Source organism: Burkholderia sp. YHN3-13, from assembly GCF_055810675.1.
In genome coordinates this window covers 287,606-313,972 of sequence record NZ_JBVVNQ010000007.1, presented here as the reverse complement: position 1 = coordinate 313,972, position 26,367 = coordinate 287,606, and the positions used below count along the sequence as shown (strand labels likewise).

Sequence of the window (26,367 nt, the reverse complement as noted above, 5' to 3'; positions counted from 1 at the left end):
GGTTGCGATGCTACACCACGTTGCCGAGCTGAAGGATGGGCAGGTACATCGCGATCACGAGGCCGCCGACGAGTGCGCCCAGGACGATCACGATCAGCGGTTCGCCGAGCGCCGCGAGCGCATCGAGACGCGCGTCGAGCTGGCGTTCGCAGAGCGCCGCGATGTCGGCGAGCATCGTGTCGAGCGCACCGGTTTCCTCGGCGACGGCGATCGGCTGGACGACGTCGTCCGGAAAGCAGCCGGCCGAGCGCATCGCATCGGCGAGGCGCGCGCCGCGCAACACGCGTGCCGCGACGTGCGCGGTGGCGTGCGCGAACACCGGATGGCCGGCCGTGCGCTCGAGGGTGGCGAAGGCGTCGGCGAGCGGCACGCCGGCGCCGAGCAGCGTTGCAAGCGAACGGCACCAGCGTGCGGCCGCGTATCGCTCGAGCGCGCTGCCCGCGAGCGGCGCCCGCAGCAGGCGGCGCGCGACCGCATGGCGCAACGGTGCGGACCGCCGAAGCGCGCGATGCGCGGCGAGTGCCGCTGCCGCGGCGCCGGCCACGAGCGCGCCGCCCCACGCCGACAATGCGGAAGACAGCGCGAGCAGCACGCGGGTCGGCGCGGGCAGGGCTGCGCCGAAACCGTCGAAGATCTGCCGGAACGTCGGCACGACCCACACCATCAGCGCGGCCGAGATCGCGAGCGCGAACAGGATGACGGCGGCCGGATACGCGAGGGCGGCCCGCAGTTTGCGCCATTGCGTATCGGCGCGCTCGCGGTGTTCGGCGACGCGCGTCAGCACGATCCCGAGCGAGCCGGACGCTTCGCCGACTTCGATCAACTGACGGTACAGCGTGCCGAACTGCGACGGATAGCGCGCGAGCGCGTCGGCGAAGCGCCGCCCGCCGACGATCTCGCGGGCGAGGCCCGCGGCGATGCGCGGCACGCCGTCGCGCGACCGTGTACGCGCGAGCATCTCGAGCGACGGTGCGATCGGCAGCCCGGCCTGCAACAGGCTCGCGAGCTGGCGCGTGAAACGCGTGATCTCCCGCGCGCCGGCCGTCGGCGGTCGGGCCGGCCCGCGGACGTCGAGCGACAACACCGCGATGCCGTCGCGTGCGAGCGTGGCGCGCGCGGCTGCGGCGTCGAAGGCGACGACGGTTCCGCGGTGCGGTGTGCCGTCGCGACGGCGGCCGCGCCACGCGAAGCGGGTTTCGCGCGGCGGCGTGGGCGTGCTCATACGGCGGGGGTGGCGGCGACGGCTTCCGCGAGGCTCGTCGTGCCGTCCCGCACGCGTGCGAATGCGGCATCGCGCAGGTTGCGCACGCCTTCGGCTGCCGCGCATTGCGCGAGCGCCCCGACGCTTGCGCGCGCGACGATGCGCTCCGCGAGTTCCGGCGAGACCGGCATCGTCTGATGCAGCCCGATGCGGCCGCGATAGCCGATCCCGTGACAGGCGGCGCAGCCGCGCGCGACGAACGGCCGCCATCCGGCCGCCAGCGCCGCCGGGTCGCAGCCGGCTTCCCGCAGCCCGCGCGCCGGTGCGTCCGACGGGACACGGCATGCGACGCACAGGCGCCGGACGAGGCGCTGCGCGGTGACGAGCTGCAGCGCGGCCGCGAGGTTGTACGGCGCGACGCCGATATCGAGCATGCGGGCGATGGCGGCCGGCGCGTCGTTCGTGTGCAGCGTCGACAGCACGAGATGGCCGGTCTGCGCGGCCTTGATCGCGACGTCGGCCGTTTCGGCATCGCGTATCTCGCCGACCATGATGATGTCCGGATCCTGCCGCAACAGCGCACGCAGCGCCGTCGCGAACGTGAGCCCGGCCTTTTCGGCGACACCGACCTGGTTGATCCCGTCGAGCTGGATCTCGGCGGGATCCTCGACCGTGCAGACGTTGTGCGCGTCGCGATCGAGCATCTGCAGCGCGCAGTAGAGCGATAGCGTCTTGCCGCTGCCGGTCGGGCCGGTGACGAGCACGAGGCCATGCGGTGCGCGTATCGCGGCCTCCATCGCGGCGGCCTGCTGCGCGTCGAAGCCGAGACGGGCGAGCGTGAGATCGGGCGGCAGCGTGTCGAGGCGCCGCAACACGAGCTTTTCGCCGAACAGCGTCGGCAGCGAGCTGACGCGATAGTCGCCGCGCGTGCCGCCGTCGATCGCGATGCGCAGCCTGCCGTCCTGCGGAAGTCGCCGCTCGGCGATGTCCATGCGCGCGAGCACCTTGATTCGCGTGACGAGCGCGTCGCGCAGGTGCGCGGGCGGCCGCGCGTGGTCGTGCAGCACGCCGTCGATACGCAGGCGGATGCGCCAGCCGGTTTCGAACGGCTCGACGTGGATGTCGGATGCATCGCGCACGCGTGCCGCGTGCAGCGTGTCCGTCAGCAGCCGCACGGCCGGCGCATCGTCGAGCTGGGCCGCGTCGAGTGCGGGAGGCACGGCGGCAGGCGGCGCGGCGGAGCGGGCGGGCGGCGGCTGCATGCGCAGCGGCGCCCCGGAAGGAGGAAAAGGCATGTGAGCCGGCACGCTGGCCGCCTGTTGACCGTGACCTGCAGATGGTCGCGCGTCGCGGGCGGTGCCGGCAGTCGGCCGTTCGGCTAGCGGGTGGCGGCGCGTGCGGTGCGCGCGCCGCGCGGCTTGAAGAGCTTGACGGTGCGCACGGCCTGATCGTCGCTGCGCATCACCTCGAGCATCACGTCGCCGATCTTCAGGCACACGTCGTCTTCCGGAATTTCCTCGAGGATTTCGAGCACCAGTCCGTTCAGCGTCTTCGGACCGTCGGTCGGCAGCTTCAGGTGCAGCCAGCGGTTCAGTTCGCGCAGCGGCATGCTGGCCGACACGATGCATTCGCCGTTCTCGTCCCAGCCGCCCGCGCGTTCGCTGCGCGGCATCGACGTCGTGAATTCGCCGATCAGTTCCTCGATGATGTCTTCGGGCGTGACGAGCCCTTCGAGCTCGCCGTACTCGTTGACGACGAGCGCGGTGCGTTGCCGTGTTTCCTGGAAGAACTGGAGCTGCTGGACCACCGGCGTGCCCGACGGCACGTAGTACGGCTCGGCGAGCAGCGTGCGCAGCGTCTCGCGGTCGAACTCCTGATTGTGGAGCGCGGTCAGCGTCTTGCGCACGTGCAGCACGCCGAGCACCTTGTCGATGTCGCCTTCGTAGACGACGAGCCGGTTGTGATAGCAGGTCTCGAGCTGGTGCAGGACGTCGTCGAGCGGCGCGTAGAAGTTGAGCGACTCGATCTGGCGGCGCGGCACCATCACGTCATCGACCGTGATGTTCTCGAGGTCGAACAGGTTGAGCAGGATGCTGCGGTGCTTGGTCGGCATGAAGCTGCTCGACTCGAGCACGATGGCGCGCAGCTCGTCGGCCGACATCCGCTGGTCGCGACCCTTCTTCGTGTTGATGCGCAGCACCCACAGCACGCCGTTCGCGAGCGCGTTGACGAACCAGACGACCGGCTTGAACACGCGCATCAGCGGCGCGATCACGAGGCTCGCGGGCAGGGCGATGCGTTCGGGGAAGGTCGCGCCGACGATCTTCGGTGCGATTTCCGCGAACACGATGATCAGGAACGCGACGATGCCGGTCGCGATCGACAGCGCGAGGTTGTTGCGGCCGAACGTATGCAGCGCGAGCGACGTCGTCAGGACCGGGATGATCGTGTTGAACAGGTTGTTGCCGATCAGGATCACGCTGAGCAGCAGGTCAGTGCGCGTGAGCAGGCCTTGCGTGGTTTTCGCGCCGAGCGCGCCCTGGCCGGCGAGATGCTTCAGCCGATGGCGGTTGAGCGCCATCATCGCGGTCTCGGAAATCGAAAAGAAGCTGGAACAGAGGAGAAGCAGGAAGACGGCGCCGATTTGCGCCCATAAGGGAATTTGGTCCACGCGTCGGATGGGCAGTGAAGGACAGGGATGGAGGGAATATAGCAGAGGCCGGCGACCGCGATGTGTCGTGCGCGACACATGGGGCCTGAGGCGGCCGGGCAAAAAAAAACCGTGCACACGGTGCACGGTTTTTTACAAATCTGGTCGGGGTGAGAGGATTCGAACCTCCGGCCTCTACGTCCCGAACGTAGCGCTCTACCAGGCTAAGCTACACCCCGATTTGGACTCTTCCGATTTTGCCGTCTTCTTCAAGACCGCTGCGTCGTCGAGCAAGAACATAACTATAACGACGTTTCTTTAAAAAGGGAAGGCCTTGGAGAAGAAAATTTTCGAGACAGGTGAATTTCCCGTGTCGACGGTGCGTCGTCGCAGCCGTGGCGGCGACGCACGCGATCGGCTTACGACTGTCGCGACGTCGAATACGAGCACAGCGCGAGCAGGCTCTCCTTGTAGATCGAATCGGGGAACGCGGCGATCGCGGCGGCTGCGGCCTGCGCTTCCTGACGCGCGCATTCGAGCGTGTGATCGAGTGCGCCGGAGCGCGTGATCGCGTCGAAGATCGTGTCGAAACGATCGGTGCCGCCCTGTTCGATCGCTTCGCGCGCCAGTGCCGACTGCTCGGGCGTGCCGCGTTCGATCAGATAGATGAGCGGCAGCGTCGGCTTGCCTTCGCGCAGGTCGTCGCCGGCGTTCTTGCCCATGGCCTCGACGGTGCCTGCGTAGTCGAGCCAGTCGTCCATGATCTGGAACGCGGTACCGATGCGGCGCCCGTATTCGGCGGCGGCGGCCTCGGTCGGCGCATCGGCGCCCGCGAGCACGGCGCCCAGGCGGGCCGACGCCTCGAACAGCTTGGCCGTCTTGTAGCGGATCACCTGCATGTAGCGCGTTTCGTCGACGTCCGCGTCGTGCATGTTGAGGAGCTGCAGCACCTCGCCTTCGGAAATGATCGTCGTCGCTTCGGACAGGATCTCCATCACGCGCATCTTGCCGACGCCGACCATCATCTCGAACGAGCGCGAGTAGAGGTAATCGCCTACCAGCACGCTCGCCGCGTTGCCGAACAGCGCATTGGCGGTCTGGCGGCCGCGGCGCAGCTCGGATTCGTCGACGACGTCGTCATGCAGCAGCGTGGCCGTGTGGATGAACTCGACGACGGCGGCCAGCACGTGCCGCTGATGCGACGTTTCGCCGAGCGCGCCGGCGACGAGCAGCAGCAACGCCGGACGCAGCCGCTTGCCGCCCGCCCCGATGATGTACTCGGCGATCTGGTTGATCAGCAGCACGTCGGACGCGAGGCTTTGCCGGATAACGCGATTTACCTGCTCCATGTCGCTGGTGATCGGAGCGAGCAGGTGGGCGGCGCTGAGGGTGGGGGAGGCGGTGGACGACGACATGATGATGGAATTGGGTGATGCGGCGGATTATAAGTCGAATCCGCGAAATCCCGGTCTGTCAGACGTGCCGCAGCCGTGATTTTGGCCGTTCGGCCGGGGCTTGTGCGCGGCAATCGTCGATCGGTTTTGACTTCGGTGCTAACCCCATGTATAATCACGTGTTTTCCGCGCGTGGTGTGCGGAAAAATTGGATCCAGAGTGAGGTTCTCAATGTACGCGGTCATAAAAACCGGCGGCAAGCAGTACAAGGTTGCCGTTGGCGAAAAACTCAAAGTAGAACAGATACCGGCTGACATTGACGCTGAAATCACGCTCGACCAGGTTCTCGCAGTGGGCGAAGGCGAATCGATTAAGTTCGGTGCGCCGCTGGTCAGTGGGGCTTCCGTCAAGGCCACCGTTGTGTCGCACGGTCGTCATGCCAAGGTCACCATCTTCAAGATGCGTCGCCGGAAGCACTACCAAAAGCACGGCGGCCACCGCCAGAACTACACTGAGCTGCGCATCGACGCGATCAACGCGTAAGCGCCTCGGTAAAGGAGCAATCAGATGGCACACAAAAAGGCAGGCGGCTCTTCCCGGAACGGCCGCGACTCCGAGTCGAAGCGTCTCGGCGTGAAAGTGTACGGCGGCCAGGCAATCAATGCCGGCGGCATCATCGTGCGTCAGCGCGGTACGCGCATGCACGCAGGCGAGAACGTCGGCATGGGCAAGGATCACACCCTGTTCGCGCTGGTCGACGGTCACGTCAAGTTCGCGACGAAGGGCGCGGACAAGAAGCATCTGGTCATCGTCGTCCCGGCGGCTGCCTAAGTCAGGCACCCACGGGCTTCGTAGCCGAAAGGCCCCGCAGTCTTCGCGGGGCCTTTTTTTATTTGGTCGCCGGGCGCATGCGCGGGCCGGCGACCCTCGCGCAACCGGCGTACGATCGGCCGAACGGCAGATTGTTCAAGCGTGCCGGCGCGCGGCACAATAGCGGAAATACTGGGCGGAGTGACGAATGAAGTTCATTGACGAAGCACGAATCGAAGTCATCGCCGGAGACGGGGGTGATGGCAGCGCGTCGATGCGCCGCGAGAAGTTCGTCCCGTTCGGCGGGCCGGACGGCGGCGACGGCGGCCGGGGCGGCAGCGTCTACGCGATCGCCGACCGCAACATCAATACGCTGATCGACTACCGATACGCGAAGAAGCATCTCGCGCGCAATGGCGAAAACGGTCGCGGCTCGGATTGCTACGGCAAGGGCGGCGACGACGTTACGCTGCGCATGCCGGTCGGCACGATCATCAGCGACATGGATACCGGCGAGCTGATCGCCGACCTGACCGAGCACGACCAGCAGGTGATGCTTGCCCAGGGTGGTGCCGGCGGGCTCGGCAACCTGCATTTCAAATCGAGCACGAACCGTGCGCCGCGCCAGAAGACGGACGGCAAGCCGGGCGAGCGGCGCATGCTGAAGCTCGAGCTGAAGGTGCTCGCCGACGTCGGTCTGCTCGGCATGCCGAACGCGGGCAAGTCGACGTTCATCTCGTCGGTGTCGAACGCGCGGCCGAAGATCGCCGACTACCCGTTCACGACGCTTGCGCCGAACCTCGGCGTGGTGCGGGTCGGCCCGAGCAAGAGCTTTGTGATCGCCGACATCCCGGGGCTGATCGAGGGCGCGGCCGAAGGCGCGGGCCTCGGGCATCAGTTCCTGCGCCACCTGCAGCGCACCGGCGTGCTGCTGCATCTGGTCGATCTGGCGCCGTTCGACGAAAGCGTCGATCCGGTCGCGGAAGCCACCGCGATCGTCGGCGAGCTGCGCAAGTACGACGAAGCGCTGTACGAAAAGCCGCGCTGGCTCGTGCTCAACAAGCTCGACATGGTGCCGGAAGACGAGCGCGAGGCGCGCGTCGCCGATTTCCTCGACCGTTTCGGCTGGGACGGCCCCGTGTTCGAGATTTCGGCGTTGACGGGCCAGGGGTGCGAAGCGCTGTGCTACGCGATCTACGATTACCTGTCCGAGCATTCGGATGCACACCGTGCGGCGGAAGCGGAAGATCTCGCGGCGGACGTGCGTTTCCGCGATGCGCCGCCGGCGAACGGCGGTGCGGCGCCGGGCGACGACGCCTGAGCGGTTCCGGAACGCGCCGGGCGTGCCGCCCGGCGTCGGCGTTCAATCGCGCCCTGCCGGGCAGGCATCAGATACAGGAGACAGTGCAGGATGCGTTCGATCATCGCGGATTCGAAGCGATTGGTGGTGAAGGTGGGTTCCAGCCTCGTGACCAACGACGGCAAGGGGCTCGATCATGCTGCAATCGGCCGCTGGGCAGCCCAGATCGCCGCATTGCGCGCGCAGGGCAAGGAAGTCGTGCTCGTCAGTTCGGGCGCGATCGCGGAAGGGATGCAGCGCCTCGGCTGGAGCAAGCGGCCGCGCGAAATCGACGAGTTGCAGGCCGCCGCGGCGGTCGGCCAGATGGGGCTCGCGCAGGTCTATGAGAGCCGCTTCACCGAGCACGACATCCGCACCGCGCAGATCCTGCTCACGCACGCCGACCTGGCCGATCGCGAGCGCTACCTGAATGCGCGCTCGACGCTGCTCACGCTGCTGCGGCTCGGCGTCGTGCCGATCATCAACGAGAACGACACGGTCGTCACCGACGAAATCAAGTTCGGCGACAACGACACGCTCGGCGCGCTCGTCGCGAACCTGATCGAAGGCGATGCGCTGATCATCCTGACCGACCAGACCGGGCTGTTCACGGCCGATCCGCGCAAGGACCCGAACGCGACGCTCGTCGCCGAGGCCAATGCGGGCGCGCCGGAGCTCGAGGCGATGGCCGGCGGCGCCGGTTCGAGCCTCGGTCGCGGCGGGATGCTGACGAAGATCCTCGCGGCGAAGCGTGCGGCACACAGCGGCGCGAACACCGTGATCGCGAGCGGCCGGGAGGCCGACGTGCTCGTGCGCCTGGCGGCCGGCGAGGCGATCGGCACCCAGCTGATCGCGCGTACCGCGCGCATGGCGGCGCGCAAGCAATGGATGGCCGACCATCTGCAGGTGCGCGGCCATGTCGTGATCGACGCCGGCGCGGTCGAAAAGCTGACGGCCGGCGGCAAGAGCCTGCTGCCGATCGGCGTGATCGACGTGCAGGGCGCGTTCGCGCGCGGCGAGGTGATCGCGTGTGTCGGCCCCGACGGGCGCGAAGTGGCGCGCGGGCTCACGAACTACAGCAGCGCGGAAACGAAGCTGATTCACCGCAAGCCGAGCGGCGAGATCGAGGCGGTGCTCGGCTACATGCTGGAGCCGGAACTGATCCATCGCGACAACCTCGTGCTGGTGTGATCGCCGGCCAGGTTTCGGGTGTCCAGGCAGTCCAATGAAAAAGCCCGCGCGACGCGGGCTTTTTCGAGTGGCATGCGATGCGGAGGGCCCGCACCGTGCGCCGTCAACGCAACTGCGTCATCGCGGTGCGGTGGAACCGGATGTTTTCCAGGATCTGCCGGGTCGAGCCTTGCGGCATCTTGTTCGAGCAGAAGTAGTCCTGATACAGCGCGGAGTGGTAAGCGTTCAGTTCGCCGTTCTCGATGCGCCGCCAGTCGTTCTCGACCGTGCGATCCCAGCCGTTGTGGTCCGAGTTCAGGCCCGCGTACTGGCGCCATTCGTAGGTGTCGCAGCGGATGCCTTCGTAGTTCACGTTGCGCGCGCCGGCCGGGCTCGTGATGACGACCGCGTAGCGCACGACGCCATCGGAGCCGACGTCGAGCGACTTCGCGTCGACGAAGAACTTGAGCGGCGTGTTCTGCGATACGTTGAACGGCAGCAGGTCGCCCGTTTGCGGCAGCGGCGGCAGCGTGTCGACCGTGTTTTCCTTCCAGTTCCCCTGGCGGTCCAGCAGATAGACGAACTCGCTGTCATCCTTGTTGGACGGCGCTTTCGAATTCGCGCAGCCGGCCAGGGCAGCCATCGCGGCGATCGATGCGAGCGCGAGAGCAATCGCTTTCAATATGCATTCCTCGTAAAAAAAGGGCGCGACACCATGGTCGCGCCCGGTCATGCAGTCCGACTCGTCATTTGCCGACGATCACGTGGGGCGGCATCTCGTCGAGCGTGCTCGCCTCCACTTCGATCTCCGAACACACTACCGATGTGTCGACAATCGTCAGCGTCTGCTGGGCCTGTACGCCAATGACGCGCGGATAGCGCGACATTCGCGGCCCGCGCGGCTTCTCGGCTCGCTGCGCCGGGCGGCGCAGGAAGCGCGACAGTTCCGTCAGCGCCAACTGATAGACATCCCGCTTGAACTCGATCACCGCATCGAGCGGTACCCAGTACTCGTTCCAGCGCCACGCATCGAACTCCGGGTGATCGGTCGCGCGCAAGCAAATGTCGCAATCGCGTCCAACCATCCGCAGCAGGAACCAGATCTGCTTCTGGCCGCGGTAATGACCGCGTACTTCGCGTTTGATGAACTTGTCAGGCACCTCGTAACGCAACCAGTCGCGAGTGCGGCCGATTATCTTGACGTGTTCCGGATGCAGGCCCGTTTCCTCGTGCAGTTCCCGGTACATCGCCTGCATGGGGGTCTCGCCGTACTTGATCCCACCTTGAGGAAACTGCCAGGAATGCTCGCGGAGCCGCTTGCCCCAAAACACCTCGTTGCGCGCGTTCAAGAGGATGATGCCGACGTTCGGGCGAAAGCCTTCACGATCCAGCATACAACCACCTTCGAATCCTTTAAAATTGCTTTGATTATAAACAGATAACGGGCGCTGCGCACCGTGACGGAGCGAAACCGCGCGGGGTGCACCGACTGAATTGTCCCTGATTAGTCTGCTACGTCATCTGCGCCATCGTCGTTCGTCGCGCGCAGCTTTTTCACCTTGAAACTTTTTCGGGCGCCCCGCCTGGGGGCGCCGTTTTTGGAACCGTCCGCATGAAAGCTTCCCGTTTCTTTATCGGCACCCTGAAAGAAGCTCCCGCCGACGCGGAGATCGTCAGCCACAAGCTGATGGTCCGCGCCGGCATGATCCGTCGCGTCGCCGGCGGCATCTATAACTACCTGCCGGTCGGCTTGCGTTCGATTCGCAAGGTCGAGGCGATCGTGCGCGAGGAAATGAACCGGGCGGGCGCCATCGAGCTGCTGATGCCGGCCGTGCAGCCGGCCGAGCTGTGGCAGGAATCGGGCCGCTGGGAACAGTACGGCCCCGAGTTGCTGCGCTTCAAGGACCGCAAGGACAACGACTTCGTGATCGGGCCGACGCACGAGGAAGTCATTACCGACATCGCGCGCAACCAGATCAAGAGCTACCGGCAGATGCCGGTGAACTTCTACCAGATCCAGACGAAGTTCCGCGACGAGATCCGTCCGCGCTTCGGCGTGATGCGCGGCCGCGAATTCATCATGAAGGACGCGTATTCGTTCGACAAGGACGCGGCCGGCCTGAACGAGTCGTATCGCAAGATGTACGACGCGTACGTGCGCATCTTCACGCGCCTCGGCCTCGAGTTCCGCGCGGTCGCGGCCGACAGCGGCTCGATCGGCGGCAATTTCTCGCACGAGTTCCACGTGATCGCCGACACCGGCGAGGACGCGATCGCCTACTGCCCGACCTCCGACTTCGCGGCGAACATCGAAGCGGCCGAAGCGCTGCCGCTGATCGCCGAACGCGCGGCGCCGGCGCAAGCGCTGGAAAAGGTCGCGACGCCCGGCAAGGCGAAGTGCGAAGCCGTTGCCGAACTGCTGGCGATCCCGCTCGAGCGCACGATCAAGTCGATCGTGCTCGCGACCGACAACGAAGGCGCCGAGCCGACGATCTGGCTGGTGATGCTGCGCGGCGACCACGACCTGAACGAGATCAAGGTGTCGAAGCTGCCGGGCCTGAAGAACCACCGCTTCGCGACCGAACAGGAAATCGTCGAGTGGTTCGGCACGCCGCCGGGCTACCTCGGCCCGGTCGGCACGAAGAAGCCCGTGAAGGTGATCGCGGACCGTACGGTCGCGAACATGAGCGACTTCGTCGTCGGCGCGAACGAGGTCGACTATCACATCGCCGGCGTGAACTGGGGCCGCGACCTGCCGGAGCCGGACGTCGCCGACGTGCGCAACGTGAAGAAGGGCGACGCGTCGCCGGACGGCAAGGGCGTGATCGACATCTGCCGCGGGATCGAGGTCGGCCACGTGTTCCAGCTCGGCACCAAGTATTCGGAAGCGATGGGTGCGACGTTCCTCGACGAGTCGGGCAAGCCGCAGCCGATGCTGATGGGCTGCTACGGTGTCGGCGTCACGCGCATTCTCGGCGCGGCGATCGAACAGAACTTCGACGACAAGGGCATCATCTGGCCCGAGTCGATCGCGCCGTTTGAAGTCGTGCTGTGTCCGATGGGCTATGACCGCAGCGAGATGGTGCGCGAGACGGCCGACAAGCTGTACGCGGAACTCGTCGCGGCCGGCATCGACGTGATCCTCGACGACCGCGGCGAGCGCCCGGGCGTGATGTTCGCCGACTGGGAACTGATCGGCGTGCCGCACCGCCTGGTGATCGGCGAGCGCGGCCTGAAGGAAGGCAAGATCGAGTACCAGGGCCGCCGCGACGCCGAAGCGACGCTGTTGCCGGCCGACGCGGCTGCGGCGACGGTCGCGGAGAAGATCCGCGCCGCGCTCGCACGCTAAGCTCGGCGCCCGGGGGACACGATGGAATACACGTTCCTGTCGGCCACCGTGCTCCTGGTGCTGATCACCGATCCGCTCGGCAACATCCCGCTGTTCATTTCGGCGATGCGGGACGTGCCGCGCGAGCGGCGCGTGAAGCTGATCCTGCGTGAAGTGGGGATCGCGTTCGTGATCCTGTTGTTCTTCATGGTGGTCGGCGACCGCTTCCTGCGGATGATGAGCCTCACCGACCTGTCGCTGCGGCTTGGCGGCGGGATCGTGCTGTTCCTGATCGCGCTGCGGATGATCTTCCCGCACCCGGACGGCGCGCTCGGCAGCGATCCGCGCGCGGGCGGCGAACCGTTCATCGTGCCGCTCGCGATTCCGGCACTCGCCGGGCCGTCCGCGCTGGCGACGGTGATGCTGCTGACGTCGCAGGCGCCCGGCAAGATGCTCGAGTGGGCCGGCGCGCTGACGGTCACGATGCTCGTCTGCGCGATCACGCTGGTGCTGGCCGAGCGGATCCAGCAATGGCTCGGCGAGCGGACGGTCGCGGCGTTCGAGCGGCTGATGGGCCTCGTGCTCGTCGCGATCTCGGTCGAGATGCTGCTGGCCGGCATTCGCGCGTTCGTGCACCAGTTGTAGGGCAGGCCGCGTACGCACGAAAAAAAGCGGCGCGCCGGGAAACCGGCGCGCCGCTTTTCTTATGGGGCCGGCAGGGCGGCGATCAGACGTCGGCGGTCAGCGCGCGGATCGTCGGCAGGTTGCGCCAGTAGCCCTTTGCGTCCATCCCGCAGCCGAACACGTAGCGGTCCGGCACCGAGAAGCCGCAGAAGTCGGGGTGCAGCGGCTTCGCCTTCGCGAGCGTCTTCTCGCACAGCACGGCCGACATGAAGCGCTGCGCGCCCATGTCGAGGATCCGGTCGCGGATCGCGGCCATCGTCTCGCCCTCGTCGAGGATATCGTCGAGCACGAGCACGATCCGGTCCTTCACCGATTCGCGCGGCGCGACGCGCCAGTGCATTTCCGGGCTGCCCTGCGTCGTGTTGCGGTAGCGGGTCAGGTGGATGTAGTCGAATTCGAGCGGGAAATCGAGATGCGGCAGCAGCATCCCGGTAAACACCGCGGCGCCGCCCATCACCGAGAGAACGAGCGGGAACGCGTCGCCGATCTCGGCGCGGATCGCGTCGGCCATCTTGGAGATCGACGCGTTGACGGCATCGGCCGACACGATCTCTTCGGAGTGGTTGAAAATGTGGAGGGCTTCTTCGCGGTTCATGTGTTCTGGCGGGCAGTCGGTATACAAATAAGAATGAAGCAGAACGGCGGGCGCGCGCTACAGCAAAAACCCGCGCGCCCGGCCGGCGGGCGGAATCAGCGCATGCCGGGCATCATGCCCTTCAGGCCGCGCATCATCTTCTGCATGTTGCCGCCCTTCAGCTTCTTCATCATCGTACGCATCTGATCGTACTGGTTCAGCATCCGGTTGACTTCCTGCACCGGCACGCCCGCGCCGGCTGCAATGCGGCGCTTGCGCGTCGCCTTGATGATTTCGGGTTTGGCGCGCTCGGCCGGCGTCATCGAGCTGATGATGCCTTCCATCCGGCGGATCTGCTTTTCGGCCTGGCCCATGTCGGCCCCGGCGGCCGCCTGCTGGAACTGCGCGGGCAGCTTGTCCATCAGGGACGACAGGCCGCCCATGTTCTTCATCTGCGAGATCTGCGCGCGGAAATCGTTCAGGTCGAAGTCGCCGCCTTTCTTGACCTTGTCGGCCAGCTTCTGCGCGGCCTGCACGTCGACGCCGCGCTGTGCCTCCTCGACGAGCGCGAGGATGTCGCCCATGCCGAGGATCCGGTTCGCCATCCGGTCGGGGTGGAACACTTCCAGGCCGTCGAGCTTCTCGGCGACGCCGACGAACTTGATCGGCTTGCCCGTGATGTGGCGCACCGACAGCGCGGCGCCGCCGCGTGAGTCGCCGTCGAGCTTGGTCAGCACGACGCCGGTGAGCGGCAGCGTGTCGTTGAACGCCTTCGCGGTGTTGACCGCATCCTGGCCGAGCATCGCGTCGACGACGAACAGCGTTTCGGCCGGCTTCAGCGTGCCGTGCAGCGCGGCGATTTCCTGCATCATCGCCTCGTCGATACCGAGGCGGCCGGCCGTGTCGACGATCAGTACGTCGTGGTAGTGGCGCTTCGCCCAGTCGACGGCCGCAATTGCGATGTCGACGGGTTTCTGGTCGGGCGTGGACGGGAAGAAGTCGGCGCCGACCTGTTCGCTCACCGTTTTCAGCTGCATGATCGCGGCCGGGCGATACACGTCGCACGACACGGTCAGCACCTTCTTCTTGTACTTCTCGCGCAGCAGCTTCGCGAGCTTGCCGGCGGTCGTGGTCTTGCCCGCGCCCTGCAGGCCGGCCATCAGGATCACGGCGGGCGGCGTGACCGCGAGGTTCAGCTCGGCGGCCTTGCCTTCGTAGTCGCCGCCGATCACGGCGGTCAGTTCCTTCTGGACCACGCCGACGAGCGCCTGGCCCGGCGACAGGCTGCTGATCACTTCTTCGCCGAGCGCCTTTTCCTTGACCTTGGCGATGAATTCGCGGACGACCGGCAGCGAAACGTCGGCCTCGAGCAGCGCGAGACGCACCTCGCGGAGCATCTCCTGCGTGTTCGCCTCGGTGAGCCGGGCCTCGCCGCGCAGCGTCTTGACGACGCGCGCCATCCGTTGAGTGAGATTGTCGAGCATGGGGAGCGATGGACAGTGGGGCCCGAAGGCGCGGCGGAACCGAACAAAGGGAGCCGTCGCGGGAAGGGGGCCTAGTGTAAACTTCGAACATGGATATTGTACTGTATGCCCTCACCGCATTCCTGTACGGCGGCCTCGCCGTCGCAGGCTGGCGCACGCACCGCCAGGGTGCGACGCCGCTCGTCGCGAGCGTGCCGGCCGTGCCGGTTCCCGCGTCCGCCGCGTCGGGGATGAGCGGGGCCGGCCGCGCGCTGCTGTTCGCCGCGCTCGTCGCGCACGGCGTACTGCTCCACATGACGATCTTTCCGAACGACGCGATGGTGTTCGGCTTCGCGTTCGCGCTGTCCGCGATGTTCTGGCTCGGCGCCGGCATCTACTGGATCGAGAGCTTCTTCTTCCCGCTCGACAGCCTGCGCCTGCTGGTCTTGCCGCTCGCGTGCGGCGCGTCGCTGCTGCCGCTCGTGTTCGGCGGCGTGCGGGTGCTTCCTTATGCCGCGGCGCCGCTGTTCAAGCTGCACTTCCTGATTGCGAACATCGCGTACGGGCTGTTCGCGATCGCCGCGCTGCACGCGATCCTGATGCTGATGGTCGAGCGGCGGCTGCAGTCGCTGCGCAGCGGCGGCCGCGACGGCTCGACGGGCTGGATCGCGAGCTGGCTCGAAACGCTGCCGCCGCTGCTCACGCTCGAGAAGCTGCTGTTTCGCCTGATCGGCGCCGGCTTCGTGCTGCTCACGCTGACGCTCGCGTCGGGCATCCTGTTCAGCGAGCAGATCGACGCGCGCGCGCTGCGGCTCGACCACAAGACCGTGTTCGCGATCCTGTCGTGGCTGATGTTCGGCGGCCTGCTGGTTGCCCGCAAGACATCGGGCTGGCGCGGCCGCGGCGCCGCGCGCTGGGTGCTCGTGTCGTTCGCCGCGCTGCTGCTCGCGTATGTCGGCAGCCGGTTCGTTTTCGAGGTGCTGCTGCACCGTTCCGTGGTTTGACCGCAGGTTTCCGATGCGACAGATTCTTCTCCTGATCCTTCTCTTCTTCGCGGGTTCGTGGCTCGCGCGCAAGCTGCGCCACGCGCAGGAGCATGCGCAGGCGCGCACCGGCCGCGGCGCCGGTTACGACGGCGCGTCCGGCGCCGGCGGCCCCGGAGCCGCGCGGCCGAACGGCGACGCGCGGTCGCTGCCCGAGCCGATGGTGCGCTGCGCCGAATGCGGCGTGCATGCGCCGAAGGGCGAAGCGGTCGCCGCGGGCGGCGACTACTTCTGCAGCGCCGAGCACGCGCAGCGCCACGCCGCGCGCGCGAACGGTCGCGACGTGCGATGAGCGACGCGCCGACGTTGTCGGTCGACGCGAACGGCTGGGTGCGCGAAGCGCGCCATGCGCCGTCGCCGAACTTCGAGAGGCGGCCCGCGGGCGCGGTGCCGACGCTCGTGGTCGTCCACAACATCAGCCTGCCGCCCGGCGAATTCGGCGGCGACGCGATCGAGTCGCTGTTCCTGAACCGCCTCGACTGCGATGCGCACCCGTATTACCAGCGCCACCTGCGCGGCGTGCGCGTGTCCGCCCATTTCCTGATCCGCCGCGGCGGCGAGCTCGTGCAGTTCGTGTCGTGCGACGAGCGCGCGTGGCACGCGGGCTCGTCCGAGTTCTTCGGCCGGACGCGCTGCAACGACTTCTCGATCGGCATCGAGCTCGAAGGCGCGGACGACGTGCCGTTCGACGACGCGCAATACGCGGTGCTCGCCGCGCTGTCCCGCGCGCTCGCCGCGCGTTACCCGGTCGACGCATTCGCCGGGCACTCGGACGTCGCGCCGGGCCGCAAGACCGACCCGGGCCCGCACTTCGATTGGCAACGCTTCGCGAGCGATGCCGGTTTTTCCGCCGAATACTTTCCTTTCCGTCAGCACTGATCGCGGGGTTTTTTGAGCGGAGAAAGTTTTTTCTCCGACCAATGCCTTGTCGTGTCTGCGCGTGAGCGATGTCAAGACCTTCACCGCAAATTATCCGTTTTGACCTCGTCCGAATGTCCACTATACTTGGTGCCAGTTGAGCAGTTCTGTACTAGATATAGTGTGTGTCGCAGGGGAAAACCCGAGCGGCACCGGCCGGCGGGCAACGCCGGCGGACAGGGTTCTCAGGGCGGCGCGTCAGGCCGGGCGGTCCGGGCGTCGCGATCAGCGCAGCGAACATCGACGGGGCAGGGTAGACATGACGAAGCACACGACCGGCCAGGTTGTCGCGCATCGACCGAACCGGCTTCCCCGGCGCATCGCTCGCCTCTTACCGCTCGCGCACCGCGTTGCGCAGCGTTCGTTTTAATCCGCGGTTCTTTCTCTCCGCACCATCCAACACCAGGAGCTTTGCACATGCAAACCACCGACAACGCGACGTCCCAGTACGAGAGCGCCTCGAGCCGTCCGCTCGGCGGGACCGACCAGGGCGCGAAGGCGCTCGCGCCGCAGGCCACGTTCGCCGACTACAAGGTGATCCGCCGCAACGGCAGCGTGGTGTCGTTCGAACCCTCGAAGATCGCGATCGCGGTGACCAAGGCTTTCCTGGCCGTCAACGGCGGGCAGGGCGCGGCTTCGGCGCGCGTGCGCGAGCAGGTCGAACAGCTGACGCACAACGTCGTGCGCGCACTCGTGCGCAGCCGCCCGAACGGCGGTACGTTCCATATCGAAGACATCCAGGACCAGGTCGAACTCGCGCTGATGCGCGGCGGCGAGCACAACGTCGCGCGTGCGTACGTGCTGTATCGCGAGAAGCGTCACCTCGAGCGCCAGCATGCGGGCGAGGACGCAGCGGCAGCGGGCGGCGAGTCGAGCACCGGCATCAACGTCGTCGACAACGGCGTCACGCGCCCGCTCGACCTGAACGCGCTGCGCGCGCTGATCGTGTCGGCATGCGACGGCCTCGGTGCTGCGGTTAACCCTGACCCGATCGTCGCGGAGACGGTGAAGAACCTGTACGACGGCGTGCCGATGAGCCAGGTCTACGACTCGGCGATCCTCGCGGCGCGCACGATGATCGAGAAGGACCCGGCCTACAGCCAGGTCACGGCCCGCATCCTGCTGCACACGATCCGTCGCGAGATCCTCGGCGAGGAAGTCGTGCAGGCCGAGATGTCGACCCGCTACGCGGAATACTTCCCGCAGTTCCTGAAGCGCGGCGTCGACGCCGGCCTGCTCGACGACAAGCTGCTGCAGTTCGACCTGAAGCGCCTCGGCGAAGCCCTCGACGCGAACCGCGACCTGCAGTTCGGCTACCTGGGCCTGCAGACGCTGTACGACCGCTACTTCCTGCACGTCGAAGGCACCCGCATCGAAATGCCGCAGGCATTCTTCATGCGCGTCGCGATGGGCTTGTCGCTGAACGAGATCGACCGCGAAACGCGTGCGATCGAGTTCTACAACGTGCTGTCGAGCTTCGACTTCATGAGCTCGACGCCGACGCTGTTCAACTCGGGCACGCACCGCTCGCAACTGTCGTCGTGCTACCTGACGACGGTCGCGGACGATCTCGACGGCATCTATGAAGCGCTGAAGGAAAACGCGCTGCTGTCGAAGTTCGCCGGCGGCCTCGGCAACGACTGGACGCGTGTGCGCGCACTCGGCTCGCATATCAAGGGCACGAACGGCAAGTCGCAAGGCGTGGTCCCGTTCCTGAAGGTCGTGAACGACACGGCCGTCGCGGTGAACCAGGGCGGCAAGCGCAAGGGCGCGGTCTGCGCGTACCTCGAATCGTGGCACCTCGACATCGAGGAGTTCCTCGAGCTGCGCAAGAACACCGGTGACGACCGTCGCCGTACGCACGACATGAACACGGCGAACTGGATTCCCGACCTGTTCATGAAGCGCGTGATGGAAGGCGCCGACTGGACGCTGTTCTCGCCGTCGACCTGCCCGGACCTGCACGACAAGTTCGGTGCCGACTTCGAGAAGGCTTACACGGCTTACGAAGAGAAGGTCGCGCGCGGCGAGATCAAGCTGTTCAAGAAGATCCCGGCGCAGCAGCTCTGGCGCAAGATGCTCGGCATGCTGTTCGAGACGGGTCACCCGTGGATCACGTTCAAGGATCCGTGCAACGTCCGCTCGCCGCAGCAGCACGTCGGCGTCGTCCACTCGTCGAACCTGTGCACGGAAATCACGCTGAACACGAGCGACACCGAAATCGCGGTGTGCAACCTCGGCTCGGTGAACCTCGTCGCCCACCTGGTGAAGCAGGCCGACGGCAGCTACGCGCTCGACCACGACAAGCTGAAGCGCACGATCAGCGTCGCGATGCGCATGCTCGACAACGTGATCGACATCAACTACTACGCGGTGCCGAAGGCGCGTAACTCGAACCTGAAGCACCGCCCGGTCGGCATGGGCATCATGGGCTTCCAGGACTGCCTGCACCTGCTGCGCACGCCGTACGCGTCGGAAGCGGCGGTCGAGTTCGCGGACCGGTCGATGGAAGCGGTCTGCTACTACGCGTACTACGCGTCGACCGAGCTGGCCGAAGAGCGCGGCCGCTACTCGAGCTACCGCGGCTCGCTGTGGGATCGCGGCATCCTTCCGCAGGACACGCTGAAGCTGCTGACGGAAGCGCGCGGCGGCTATGTCGAGGTCGACACGTCGGAGTCGCTCGACTGGACGACCCTGCGTTCGCGGATCGCCGCGCACGGCATGCGCAACTCGAACTGCGTCGCGATCGCGCCGACGGCGACGATCTCGAACATCATCGGCGTGTCGGCCTGTATCGAGCCGACCTTCCAGAACCTGTACGTGAAGTCGAACCTGTCGGGCGAATTCACGGTGGTGAACGAGTACCTGGTGCGCGACCTGAAGGAACGCGGCCTGTGGGACGAAGTGATGGTCGCCGACCTGAAGTACTTCGACGGCATGCTGTCGCGCATCGACCGCATCCCGGCCGACCTGCGCGCGATCTACGCGACCGCGTTCGAAGTCGACCCGACGTGGCTGGTTGAAGCCGCATCGCGTCGCCAGAAGTGGATCGACCAGGCGCAGTCGCTGAACATCTACATGGGCGGCGCGTCGGGCAAGAAGCTCGACGAGGTCTACAAGCTCGCATGGCTGCGCGGCCTGAAGACGACCTACTACCTCCGCACGATGGCGGCGACGCACGTCGAGAAGTCGACGGTCGCACACGGCGCGCTGAACGCCGTGCCGACGGGCGGCGCGGGCAACGGCGGTTCGGGCAGCGGCGGCGCGCAAGGCGCGGCAGGCGGCTTCGGTGCGGCGGGTGGCGATGTGTCGTCGGGCGCGATCAATGCAGCGCCGGCACTCGCGCCGGTCGAGGCGGACGGTCCGGTGTGCACGATGCGTCCGGGCGATCCGGGCTTCGACGAGTGCGAAGCGTGCCAGTAACGCAGTGCGCCTGACCTGAGAAGCAGGCAAAGGCCGCGCACACGACGACCGATCGAGGTTGAAGTGTGCGCCGCTCTCAACTAAAAAAATGATAAGGAATCTGTAACGCGCCACCTGCGTTGCAGGCAGTGACAAGCGATCGAAACATCCCCGACGGCGTCGCGTTTCGATCGGCGTTCGATGCGTCGGGCGCACCTCGCGATACATGCGCAACTCACTTCGCGCGCTGCATGAACGACGATGCGTTGCTCAAAGTGTTGTATCGAGGTCGCAACGCGAATCGAAAAAAGGATTTTTCGTGAGCGAACCCTTTTATCGCTCAGGAAAAGATGGTACAAACCGTTCTAAATTGATGGTGAGAATTTATGCTCAACTGGGATGACGAGAAGACTGCCGTAACCCCCGCGAGCGGAGCGCAGCAAAACGCGTTGCGCACCTCCGCCGGGATGGCTGTCGGAATGCAGGCCGCTGCGCCTGCCGCCCATCAGGTCCGTGACATTTTCGAAGGCGATCTTGCGGTGCCGCCGCAAGCATCGGCTGTTCCCGCCGGCGGTACGGAAGCGCGGGTCAATGTCGCCGACAAGCGCATCATCAACGGCCAGACTGACGTGAATCAGCTGGTGCCGTTCAAGTACAAGTGGGCGTGGGAAAAGTATCTGGCCGGTTGCGCGAACCACTGGATGCCGCAGGAAATCAACATGTCCCGCGACATCGCTCTGTGGAAGGATCCGAACGGTCTGACCGAGGACGAGCGCCGCATCGTGAAGCGCAACCTCGGCTTCTTCGTGACGGCCGATTCGCTCGCGGCGAACAACATCGTGCTCGGCACGTACCGCCACATCACGGCGCCCGAGTGCCGGCAGTTCCTGCTGCGCCAGGCGTTCGAGGAAGCGATCCACACGCACGCGTACCAATACATTGTCGAATCGCTCGGTCTCGACGAAGGCGAGATCTTCAACGCGTACCACGAGGTCACGTCGATCCGCGCGAAGGACGAATTCCTGATTCCGTTCATCCACACGCTGACGGACCCGGCCTTCAAGACCGGCACGCTCGAAGCGGATCAGAAGCTGCTGAAGTCGCTGATCGTGTTCGCCTGCATCATGGAAGGCCTGTTCTTCTATGTCGGGTTCACGCAGATCCTCGCACTCGGCCGCCAGAACAAGATGACGGGTGCTGCAGAGCAATATCAGTACATCCTGCGCGACGAGTCGATGCACTGCAACTTCGGCATCGACCTGATCAACCAGATCAAGCTCGAGAATCCGCATCTCTGGACCGCGGAATTCCGCGCCGAGATCCGCGAGCTGTTCAAGCAGGCTGTCGAACTCGAATACCGCTACGCCGAAGACACGATGCCGCGCGGCGTGCTGGGTTTGAACGCGTCGATGTTCAAGAGCTACCTGCGTTTCATCAGCAACCGCCGTTGCCAGCAGATCGGCCTCGATCCGCTGTACCCGAACGAGGAAAACCCGTTCCCGTGGATGAGCGAGATGATCGACCTGAAGAAGGAACGCAACTTCTTCGAGACGCGTGTGATCGAGTATCAGACGGGGGGCGCGCTGTCCTGGGAATAACCCGCAGCAGCGAACCCGTCACATGATGTGAGCAGCCGGTGGCCTCTCGGCCCCGGCCCAAGGTTTAGGAGCAAGAACGCCTGATGCAAAGCATGCCCGGTGCCTTAACGGCCCAACGATACGACAGGCACTTTGCGAACCCTTCAGTGGGATGGGCAAACTTCCCTCCGGATAAAGCGGACGGCCGTGTGGCGGTCCGCTTGATCAAGCGATTAGGGGTAGCGGCGCGCGGTGCGCCGGCTACCGACTTGATTTGGCGCGCGAGGCCGAGTGGTCACGCGCGCCATACCGTATTCATTAGCGTAAGCGCGCGGTATCTGCGTACGCCGATGAATAGCCCGCTTCGAAGCGCACGTCCTGAACAGCGTCCGCGGGAAGCGGGTTTTGACGAAGGGTGTAGTTTGAACTGACTCTCATCTGAACCTGAAGGAGAACAACATGGCTACTGCCAAGAAGAAACCGGCTGCTAAGAAGGTTGCTGCCAAGAAGACCGTTGCGAAGAAGGCTGCTGCTCCGGCGAAGAAGGCCGCTGCAGTGAAGAAGGTCGCAGCGAAGAAAGTCGCCGTGAAGAAGGTTGCTGCGAAGAAGGCAGCACCGGCGAAGAAGGCCGCAGCGAAGAAGGTTGCAGCCAAGAAGGTCGCAACGAAGAAGGTTGCAGCCAAGAAGGTCGCAGCGAAGAAAGTCGCCGTGAAGAAGGTTGCTGCAAAGAAGGCGGCACCGGCGAAGAAGGCTGCTGCGAAGAAAGTTGCAGCGAAGAAGGTCGCCGTGAAGAAGGTTGCTGCGAAGAAGGCGGCACCGGCTAAGAAGGCTGCCGCGAAGAAGGCGGCACCGGCGAAGAAGGCTGCCGCGAAGAAGGCTGCGCCTGCGAAGAAGGCTGCCGCGAAGAAGGCTGCGCCTGCCAAGAAGGCTGCCCCTGCGAAGGCGGCTGCTGCCCCTGCGAAGGCGGCTGCTGCGCCGGCGAAGAAGGCTGCTGCACCGAAGAAGGCCGTCGTGAAGAAGGCTGCGCCGGCAACGACCGCGTCGACCGCATCGGTTGCGCCGGCATCGGGCGTGAAGACCGCGCTCAACCCGGCAGCGGCATGGCCGTTCCCGACCGGCAGCCGTCCGTAATCGCGGCTGACCAGCACCACCCGGACACTCACGTGGTGTCCGCGGGTTGAGTAGCGCTACTCAATCAGTCCCGCCATCTGGCTCAGGTGGCGGGATTTTTTTCGTCCGTACTCGCCGAGGTGTCGGCTGCGGTGAGTACGGACGAAAAAAAACGCATGTGCAGCGTCGCACATGCGTTCGACCGCGGCTTGCGCCGCGTGCTGAGGATACCGGTTAGTGCGTGACGCGCGTGACGCCGCCGCTCGACAGCAGTCGTACGCGCTCGCCTGCACGGAACGCTTCGCCGCTGGCCGCCTGCGTGATCGAGCGCAGATCGCCGTTGTCGAGGCGCACGGTGATTTCGACACCGTTCGCCGTGCTGAGGTTTTCGCCCACGGCGTTACCCGCGACCGCGCCGACGAGGCCGCCCGCGATCGCCGTCAGGATCGAGCCCTTGCCGCCGCCGATCGCGCTGCCTGCGACCGCGCCGAGTGCGCCGCCGCCGAGCGTGCCGATCGCGCTGCCGCCGCCGTCGGACTGGATGCGTACCGCGCGGACGCTTTCGACCGTGCCCATGCGGACCGTCTGTTCGCGCTGCGCCTGGCCGACGCTATAGACATCGGCGGAACCGGGTGCCGTGAAGCAGCCGGCGAGCGTCAGCGTGGCCGTCAGCATGGCCGCGAGCGTGAGGGTTTTGTTCGTCAACATCTTTGCTCTCCCACAATATTCATTTGAGACTGTAACCGAATGCAGTCTCGAAGCGTGCGTCGATTTCCGCGCGCGTCAGTACGTAACTCTGGGGCCCCTGGTGGGCGATCTTGAGCGAGCCCATCAGGCTGGCGAGGCGCCCCGTGGTCGCCCAGTCGAGGCCATGCTCGATGCCGTACAGCAGGCCGCCCCGGAAGGCGTCGCCGCAGCCGGTCGGATCGGCGATGCGCTCGGCCGGTACGACAGGAATCTGCTCCGTGCCCTGCTTGTGGCGGATGGTCGCGCCGTGCTCGCCACGCGTAATGACGAGGGCGTCGACCCGGCTGGCGATTTCATCTTCGGACCATCCCGTCTTGTCGCTCACCAGCTTGGCCTCGTAGTCGTTGACCGCCACATAGGTCGCAAGTTCAATGCTGCGGCGCAGCGTCGCACCGTCGAACAGCGGGAGACCCTGGCCCGGGTCGAACACGAACGGCACACCGGCCTTGGCCAGTTCTTCCACGTGCTGCACCATCCCGTCGAAGCCGTCCGGGCCGACGATCGCGAGCTGGATGTCCGGCGCGTCGCCCGCATGGTTCAGGTGCGACTGCATCATCGCGCCCGGGTGGAACGCGGCGATCTGGTTGTTGTCGAGATCGGTCGTGATCATCGCCTGCGCCGTATACGTATCGGGCAGCACGCGAACGTGGTCGCGGCGCAGGCCGAGCTGGTCGAGCCGGTCGAGATACGGCTGCGCGTCGAGCGCGCCCATCGTCCCCATCATGCGCGCATCGCCGCCCAGCAGGTGCAGCGCATACGCGATGTTGCCCGCGCAGCCGCCGAATTCGCGGCGCATCGTCGGCACGAGGAAGCTCAGGTTGATGAGGTGCACCTGGTCGGGCAGGATGTGCTCGCGGAACCGCCCTTCGAAGGTCATGATGGAGTCGTAGGCGATCGAGCCGCAAATCAGCGTAGCCAAGGTGTGCGTTCCTGTAGAAATGAGGGACCCTGCGCGACAACGCCGCGCGAAGGGCGCGGCGCGGCAGGGGAAAGCGGTAGAAAGCTTACTTCAGTGCGGCGAGCGCTGCATCGTAGTTCGGCTCGTCCTTGATTTCGCCGACGAGTTCCGCGTGGATCACCTTGTCCTGCGCGTCGAGCACGACGACGGCACGGGCGGTCAGGCCGTTCAGCGGGCCGCTCGTCACGTCGACGCCGTACGCGTTCGCGAACGCGCGGCCGGTGCGGAACGTCGAGGCCGTCACGACGTTGGCGAGACCCTCGGTCGTGCAGAAGCGCGTGGCGGCGAACGGCAGGTCGGCGGACACGACGACCACGACCGTGTTGTCGAGCGACGACGCGGCTTCGTTGAACTTGCGGGTCGACGTCGCGCAGGTCGGCGTGTCGAGGCTCGGCACGATGTTCAGCACTTTGCGCTTGCCGGCGAAGCTGGCGAGCGACAGGTCGGCGAGGTCCTTGCCGACCAGCTTGAAATCGGCGGCTTGGGCGCCGACGGCCGGGAACGTGCCGGCGAGATCGATCGGGTTGCCACCCAGCGTAACTTTGCTCATGTTCGTGCTCCGAAATAGCGCGCCGCTTGAGGCGCGCGGGTTGAGACGGGCGCGCATGCGCGCGCCGCGGTGCGTCACGGATAGAAGATCTGGACGCGGAAATTCGAGGCGGGCGTGCCGTTCGTTTCGAGGCGGACGACCATCGTCTGCGTGGTGCCGGGCGGCAGCCCGGCGTCGATCGGCGTGCCCGGGCGCACGTAGTCGCGCGGCGCGAGCACGCGGCGCACGGTGACGCGATTGGCGTCGTCGAGCAGCGTGAGTTCGAGCGACGGGTACGCGAGCGCGACGCGGTAGCGGTTCGTCAGCGGTACCTTCAATTCGAGTTCGCGCGGCCCGTCGAGCTGGCGCAGGTCGGTCGCGTCGAGCCGCAGGCCGTCGATCGCGCGCGGGGGCGCGACCGTGCAGCCGAGCGGCGCGCAAGCCTGCCGGAACCAGCCCTGCGTGACGGGCCAGTCGATCATCAACGTTTCACGTTGCCACCACGCGAGCTGCGTGACGAGCAGCACGGCCAGCACCGCCGCGACGAGGCCGCCGAAGAAACCGCCGAGCATCCCGCGCGGCTGCGGCGCGCGCGTCTCGCGCGTGACGGCGAAGTGCGGACGGTCGTCGTCGGACAGTGCGGCCGGGAACGGTGCCGCCGGCTCGGCTGCCGCCGCGGGCGCGGCCTGATCATGACGGGGGAACGCGTCGGATCCGGATCCGGTTGCGGGTTCGGGTTCGGTGACGGCCGGCGCCGGCGTGAACGCAAAACGCGGCTCGCGCGGTGCGCGTTCGTCGTCCGGCACGGCGAAGTGCGCGTGGCCGGCGGGTTCGGCGGCATCGGGCGTGGCTTGCGGCTCCGACGGGAGGTGGGCGACGAAGCGCGGCTCGCGCGGGTCGCGCTCGATCGGCGCGGGCGAGGCAGCGGTGTCGTGTTCCGTCGGCTGCGAATGCGGTTCGGCCGGTTGCTCGACGCCAGTGGAAGCGGCGTCGAGTTCGGTCGGGGACGGGAACGGCACGGGCGTGCCCGACAGATGAACGACGCCGGCTTCCGCGGCCGGGAGCGCGAGCGGCACCAGCGGCTCGACGCGGACGGTCTCGACGCTGTGCTGCAGCGACGGATCGACGCCGGCATCGAGCCACGGCGCCCACATGTCCCAGCCTTCCGGCTTGTAATCGGTGTGGGACGGCGACGCGGCCGGCGCGTCGGCGGTGAACAGCCGTGCGGGCGGGGCCTGATGATGCGCGTCGCCGTGGTCCGGCGCCGCAGCCGCGTCGGTCAGGGCCGGTTCGGGCTGCGGCGCGTGCTCGGGAACGAGCGATTCGGACGCGTTGAAGACTTCGTGGCAATGGCCGCAGCGCACGATCCCGTCATGCAGCGAGAGCTGTTCCTGCTGCAGCCGGAAGACGGTTTCGCAATGAGGGCAGCGCGTCGCAAGAAGCATGTCGAGCCGGGCGGCCTGCTGGCCA

General features: G+C 66.3%; 25 protein-coding genes and 1 tRNA gene. 13 read left to right on the top strand and 13 right to left on the bottom strand.

All coding sequences use genetic code 11. The features are described from left to right. Positions 1–10 precede the first annotated feature (10 nt). The 5 genes from AC0KUR_RS18915 to AC0KUR_RS18895 all read right to left on the bottom strand — a co-directional run bounded on the left by AC0KUR_RS18915 (position 11) and on the right by AC0KUR_RS18895 (position 5,266). Positions 11–1,222: a type II secretion system F family protein gene (locus AC0KUR_RS18915; RefSeq protein ID WP_059558069.1), complete on the bottom strand. Its 1,212-nt coding sequence runs from the start codon at positions 1,220–1,222 to the stop codon at positions 11–13. Continuing rightward, positions 1,219–2,496, bottom strand: a complete 1,278-nt coding sequence (locus tag AC0KUR_RS18910; RefSeq protein ID WP_226251548.1) for a GspE/PulE family protein — start codon at positions 2,494–2,496, stop codon at positions 1,219–1,221. Before AC0KUR_RS18910 ends, AC0KUR_RS18915 begins: the two co-directional genes overlap by 4 nt. A gap of 83 nt (positions 2,497–2,579) precedes the next feature. Beyond that, complete coding sequence (locus AC0KUR_RS18905) at positions 2,580–3,872, bottom strand: HlyC/CorC family transporter (protein WP_197423871.1); 1,293 nt, start codon at positions 3,870–3,872, stop codon at positions 2,580–2,582. A 141-nt stretch (positions 3,873–4,013) separates the two neighbouring features. Further along, positions 4,014–4,090: transfer RNA gene (locus AC0KUR_RS18900), tRNA-Pro, on the bottom strand. A 180-nt stretch (positions 4,091–4,270) separates the two neighbouring features. Then, on the bottom strand, positions 4,271–5,266 hold the full coding sequence (locus AC0KUR_RS18895) for a polyprenyl synthetase family protein (protein WP_031398933.1): 996 nt from the start codon (positions 5,264–5,266) through the stop codon (positions 4,271–4,273). A 210-nt stretch (positions 5,267–5,476) separates the two neighbouring features. Here AC0KUR_RS18895 and rplU point away from each other — a divergent pair, with 210 nt between their 5' ends. The 4 genes from rplU to proB all read left to right on the top strand — a co-directional run bounded on the left by rplU (position 5,477) and on the right by proB (position 8,585). Next, positions 5,477–5,788: a 50S ribosomal protein L21 gene (rplU, locus tag AC0KUR_RS18890; RefSeq protein ID WP_027783472.1), complete on the top strand. Its 312-nt coding sequence runs from the start codon at positions 5,477–5,479 to the stop codon at positions 5,786–5,788. A 24-nt stretch (positions 5,789–5,812) separates the two neighbouring features. Continuing rightward, positions 5,813–6,076: a 50S ribosomal protein L27 gene (gene rpmA, locus AC0KUR_RS18885; protein WP_006476999.1), complete on the top strand. Its 264-nt coding sequence runs from the start codon at positions 5,813–5,815 to the stop codon at positions 6,074–6,076. A 187-nt stretch (positions 6,077–6,263) separates the two neighbouring features. Beyond that, on the top strand, positions 6,264–7,376 hold the full coding sequence (gene obgE / locus AC0KUR_RS18880; RefSeq protein WP_034186369.1) for a GTPase ObgE: 1,113 nt from the start codon (positions 6,264–6,266) through the stop codon (positions 7,374–7,376). Between the two features lie 90 nt (positions 7,377–7,466). Continuing rightward, positions 7,467–8,585: a glutamate 5-kinase gene (gene proB, locus AC0KUR_RS18875; RefSeq protein ID WP_034186370.1), complete on the top strand. Its 1,119-nt coding sequence runs from the start codon at positions 7,467–7,469 to the stop codon at positions 8,583–8,585. A gap of 103 nt (positions 8,586–8,688) precedes the next feature. On the opposite strand, the gene AC0KUR_RS18870 is transcribed toward proB, so the two are convergent. Further along, a complete protein-coding gene (locus AC0KUR_RS18870; protein ID WP_034186371.1) occupies positions 8,689–9,297 on the bottom strand; it encodes a CNP1-like family protein in 609 nt (202 codons plus the stop codon). Positions 9,298–9,310: 13 nt separating this feature from the next. Next, entirely contained in the window at positions 9,311–9,958 is a 648-nt protein-coding gene (locus AC0KUR_RS18865) for an RNA pyrophosphohydrolase (RefSeq protein ID WP_034186372.1), read from the bottom strand. A gap of 218 nt (positions 9,959–10,176) precedes the next feature. On the opposite strand from AC0KUR_RS18865, the gene AC0KUR_RS18860 reads away from it, so the two are divergent. Then, positions 10,177–11,913: a proline--tRNA ligase gene (locus AC0KUR_RS18860; RefSeq protein WP_049030429.1), complete on the top strand. Its 1,737-nt coding sequence runs from the start codon at positions 10,177–10,179 to the stop codon at positions 11,911–11,913. A gap of 21 nt (positions 11,914–11,934) precedes the next feature. Continuing rightward, entirely contained in the window at positions 11,935–12,537 is a 603-nt protein-coding gene (locus AC0KUR_RS18855) for a MarC family protein (RefSeq protein ID WP_034186374.1), read from the top strand. Positions 12,538–12,619: 82 nt separating this feature from the next. Here the strand turns inward: AC0KUR_RS18855 and AC0KUR_RS18850 are convergent, their stop codons facing one another. Together AC0KUR_RS18850 and ffh are read right to left on the bottom strand one after the other, a co-directional pair. After that, positions 12,620–13,171: a hypoxanthine-guanine phosphoribosyltransferase gene (locus tag AC0KUR_RS18850; protein WP_034186375.1), complete on the bottom strand. Its 552-nt coding sequence runs from the start codon at positions 13,169–13,171 to the stop codon at positions 12,620–12,622. A gap of 95 nt (positions 13,172–13,266) precedes the next feature. After that, positions 13,267–14,634, bottom strand: coding sequence for a signal recognition particle protein (ffh, locus tag AC0KUR_RS18845; RefSeq protein WP_034186376.1), 1,368 nt, complete (start codon positions 14,632–14,634; stop codon positions 13,267–13,269). A gap of 89 nt (positions 14,635–14,723) precedes the next feature. On the opposite strand from ffh, the gene AC0KUR_RS18840 reads away from it, so the two are divergent. The 7 genes from AC0KUR_RS18840 to AC0KUR_RS18810 all read left to right on the top strand — a co-directional run bounded on the left by AC0KUR_RS18840 (position 14,724) and on the right by AC0KUR_RS18810 (position 22,684). Next, complete coding sequence (locus AC0KUR_RS18840) at positions 14,724–15,617, top strand: cytochrome C assembly family protein (RefSeq protein ID WP_034186377.1); 894 nt, start codon at positions 14,724–14,726, stop codon at positions 15,615–15,617. 13 nt (positions 15,618–15,630) lie between these two features. Continuing rightward, positions 15,631–15,948, top strand: a complete 318-nt coding sequence (locus tag AC0KUR_RS18835) for a PP0621 family protein (RefSeq protein ID WP_034186378.1) — start codon at positions 15,631–15,633, stop codon at positions 15,946–15,948. Next, positions 15,945–16,535, top strand: coding sequence for a 1,6-anhydro-N-acetylmuramyl-L-alanine amidase AmpD (ampD, locus tag AC0KUR_RS18830; RefSeq protein ID WP_034186379.1), 591 nt, complete (start codon positions 15,945–15,947; stop codon positions 16,533–16,535). The genes AC0KUR_RS18835 and ampD overlap by 4 nt, the downstream gene beginning before the upstream one ends. A gap of 456 nt (positions 16,536–16,991) precedes the next feature. Next, complete coding sequence (locus AC0KUR_RS18825; protein ID WP_059558061.1) at positions 16,992–19,997, top strand: ribonucleoside-diphosphate reductase subunit alpha; 3,006 nt, start codon at positions 16,992–16,994, stop codon at positions 19,995–19,997. 365 nt (positions 19,998–20,362) lie between these two features. Beyond that, on the top strand, positions 20,363–21,574 hold the full coding sequence (locus AC0KUR_RS18820) for a ribonucleotide-diphosphate reductase subunit beta (protein WP_034186381.1): 1,212 nt from the start codon (positions 20,363–20,365) through the stop codon (positions 21,572–21,574). Positions 21,575–21,657: 83 nt separating this feature from the next. Further along, on the top strand, positions 21,658–21,984 hold the full coding sequence (locus tag AC0KUR_RS18815) for a hypothetical protein (protein ID WP_080287729.1): 327 nt from the start codon (positions 21,658–21,660) through the stop codon (positions 21,982–21,984). Positions 21,985–22,012: 28 nt separating this feature from the next. Then, on the top strand, positions 22,013–22,684 hold the full coding sequence (locus AC0KUR_RS18810) for a histone H1-like DNA-binding protein (protein ID WP_473376286.1): 672 nt from the start codon (positions 22,013–22,015) through the stop codon (positions 22,682–22,684). 213 nt (positions 22,685–22,897) lie between these two features. Here the strand turns inward: AC0KUR_RS18810 and AC0KUR_RS18805 are convergent, their stop codons facing one another. From AC0KUR_RS18805 to AC0KUR_RS18790, 4 genes are all read right to left on the bottom strand, one after another. Then, positions 22,898–23,371 carry an outer membrane lipoprotein gene (locus AC0KUR_RS18805; protein WP_034186383.1) on the bottom strand — a complete coding sequence of 158 codons (474 nt, stop codon included), beginning with the start codon at positions 23,369–23,371 and terminating at the stop codon, positions 22,898–22,900. A 19-nt stretch (positions 23,372–23,390) separates the two neighbouring features. Beyond that, positions 23,391–24,329, bottom strand: a complete 939-nt coding sequence (locus tag AC0KUR_RS18800; protein ID WP_034186384.1) for a carbohydrate kinase family protein — start codon at positions 24,327–24,329, stop codon at positions 23,391–23,393. Between the two features lie 85 nt (positions 24,330–24,414). Then, positions 24,415–24,918 (bottom strand): thiol peroxidase, encoded by a 504-nt coding sequence (tpx, locus tag AC0KUR_RS18795; protein ID WP_034182673.1) that lies wholly within the window; start codon positions 24,916–24,918, stop codon positions 24,415–24,417. Between the two features lie 74 nt (positions 24,919–24,992). Beyond that, entirely contained in the window at positions 24,993–26,342 is a 1,350-nt protein-coding gene (locus AC0KUR_RS18790) for a zinc-ribbon and DUF3426 domain-containing protein (RefSeq protein WP_473376285.1), read from the bottom strand. Between the last annotated feature and the right edge of the window lie 25 nt (positions 26,343–26,367).

What these genes read in the sequence shown, in the direction of transcription:
- AC0KUR_RS18850 (WP_034186375.1), bottom strand. Translation starts at nt 13,171, where the DNA reads ATGAACCGCGAAGAAGCCCTCCACATTTTCAACCACTCCGAAGAGATC.
- AC0KUR_RS18870 (WP_034186371.1), bottom strand. Translation starts at nt 9,297, where the DNA reads ATGACCGGGCGCGACCATGGTGTCGCGCCCTTTTTTTACGAGGAATGC.
- ffh (WP_034186376.1), bottom strand. Translation starts at nt 14,634, where the DNA reads ATGCTCGACAATCTCACTCAACGGATGGCGCGCGTCGTCAAGACGCTG.
- rplU (WP_027783472.1), top strand. Translation starts at nt 5,477, where the DNA reads ATGTACGCGGTCATAAAAACCGGCGGCAAGCAGTACAAGGTTGCCGTT.
- AC0KUR_RS18805 (WP_034186383.1), bottom strand. Translation starts at nt 23,371, where the DNA reads ATGTTGACGAACAAAACCCTCACGCTCGCGGCCATGCTGACGGCCACG.
- proB (WP_034186370.1), top strand. Translation starts at nt 7,467, where the DNA reads ATGCGTTCGATCATCGCGGATTCGAAGCGATTGGTGGTGAAGGTGGGT.
- obgE (WP_034186369.1), top strand. Translation starts at nt 6,264, where the DNA reads ATGAAGTTCATTGACGAAGCACGAATCGAAGTCATCGCCGGAGACGGG.
- AC0KUR_RS18820 (WP_034186381.1), top strand. Translation starts at nt 20,363, where the DNA reads ATGCTCAACTGGGATGACGAGAAGACTGCCGTAACCCCCGCGAGCGGA.
- ampD (WP_034186379.1), top strand. Translation starts at nt 15,945, where the DNA reads ATGAGCGACGCGCCGACGTTGTCGGTCGACGCGAACGGCTGGGTGCGC.
- AC0KUR_RS18810 (WP_473376286.1), top strand. Translation starts at nt 22,013, where the DNA reads ATGGCTACTGCCAAGAAGAAACCGGCTGCTAAGAAGGTTGCTGCCAAG.
- AC0KUR_RS18860 (WP_049030429.1), top strand. Translation starts at nt 10,177, where the DNA reads ATGAAAGCTTCCCGTTTCTTTATCGGCACCCTGAAAGAAGCTCCCGCC.
- AC0KUR_RS18915 (WP_059558069.1), bottom strand. Translation starts at nt 1,222, where the DNA reads ATGAGCACGCCCACGCCGCCGCGCGAAACCCGCTTCGCGTGGCGCGGC.
- AC0KUR_RS18895 (WP_031398933.1), bottom strand. Translation starts at nt 5,266, where the DNA reads ATGTCGTCGTCCACCGCCTCCCCCACCCTCAGCGCCGCCCACCTGCTC.
- AC0KUR_RS18840 (WP_034186377.1), top strand. Translation starts at nt 14,724, where the DNA reads ATGGATATTGTACTGTATGCCCTCACCGCATTCCTGTACGGCGGCCTC.
- AC0KUR_RS18815 (WP_080287729.1), top strand. Translation starts at nt 21,658, where the DNA reads ATGCAAAGCATGCCCGGTGCCTTAACGGCCCAACGATACGACAGGCAC.
- tpx (WP_034182673.1), bottom strand. Translation starts at nt 24,918, where the DNA reads ATGAGCAAAGTTACGCTGGGTGGCAACCCGATCGATCTCGCCGGCACG.
- AC0KUR_RS18855 (WP_034186374.1), top strand. Translation starts at nt 11,935, where the DNA reads ATGGAATACACGTTCCTGTCGGCCACCGTGCTCCTGGTGCTGATCACC.
- AC0KUR_RS18790 (WP_473376285.1), bottom strand. Translation starts at nt 26,342, where the DNA reads ATGCTTCTTGCGACGCGCTGCCCTCATTGCGAAACCGTCTTCCGGCTG.
- AC0KUR_RS18835 (WP_034186378.1), top strand. Translation starts at nt 15,631, where the DNA reads ATGCGACAGATTCTTCTCCTGATCCTTCTCTTCTTCGCGGGTTCGTGG.
- rpmA (WP_006476999.1), top strand. Translation starts at nt 5,813, where the DNA reads ATGGCACACAAAAAGGCAGGCGGCTCTTCCCGGAACGGCCGCGACTCC.
- AC0KUR_RS18910 (WP_226251548.1), bottom strand. Translation starts at nt 2,496, where the DNA reads ATGCCTTTTCCTCCTTCCGGGGCGCCGCTGCGCATGCAGCCGCCGCCC.
- AC0KUR_RS18865 (WP_034186372.1), bottom strand. Translation starts at nt 9,958, where the DNA reads ATGCTGGATCGTGAAGGCTTTCGCCCGAACGTCGGCATCATCCTCTTG.
- AC0KUR_RS18825 (WP_059558061.1), top strand. Translation starts at nt 16,992, where the DNA reads ATGCAAACCACCGACAACGCGACGTCCCAGTACGAGAGCGCCTCGAGC.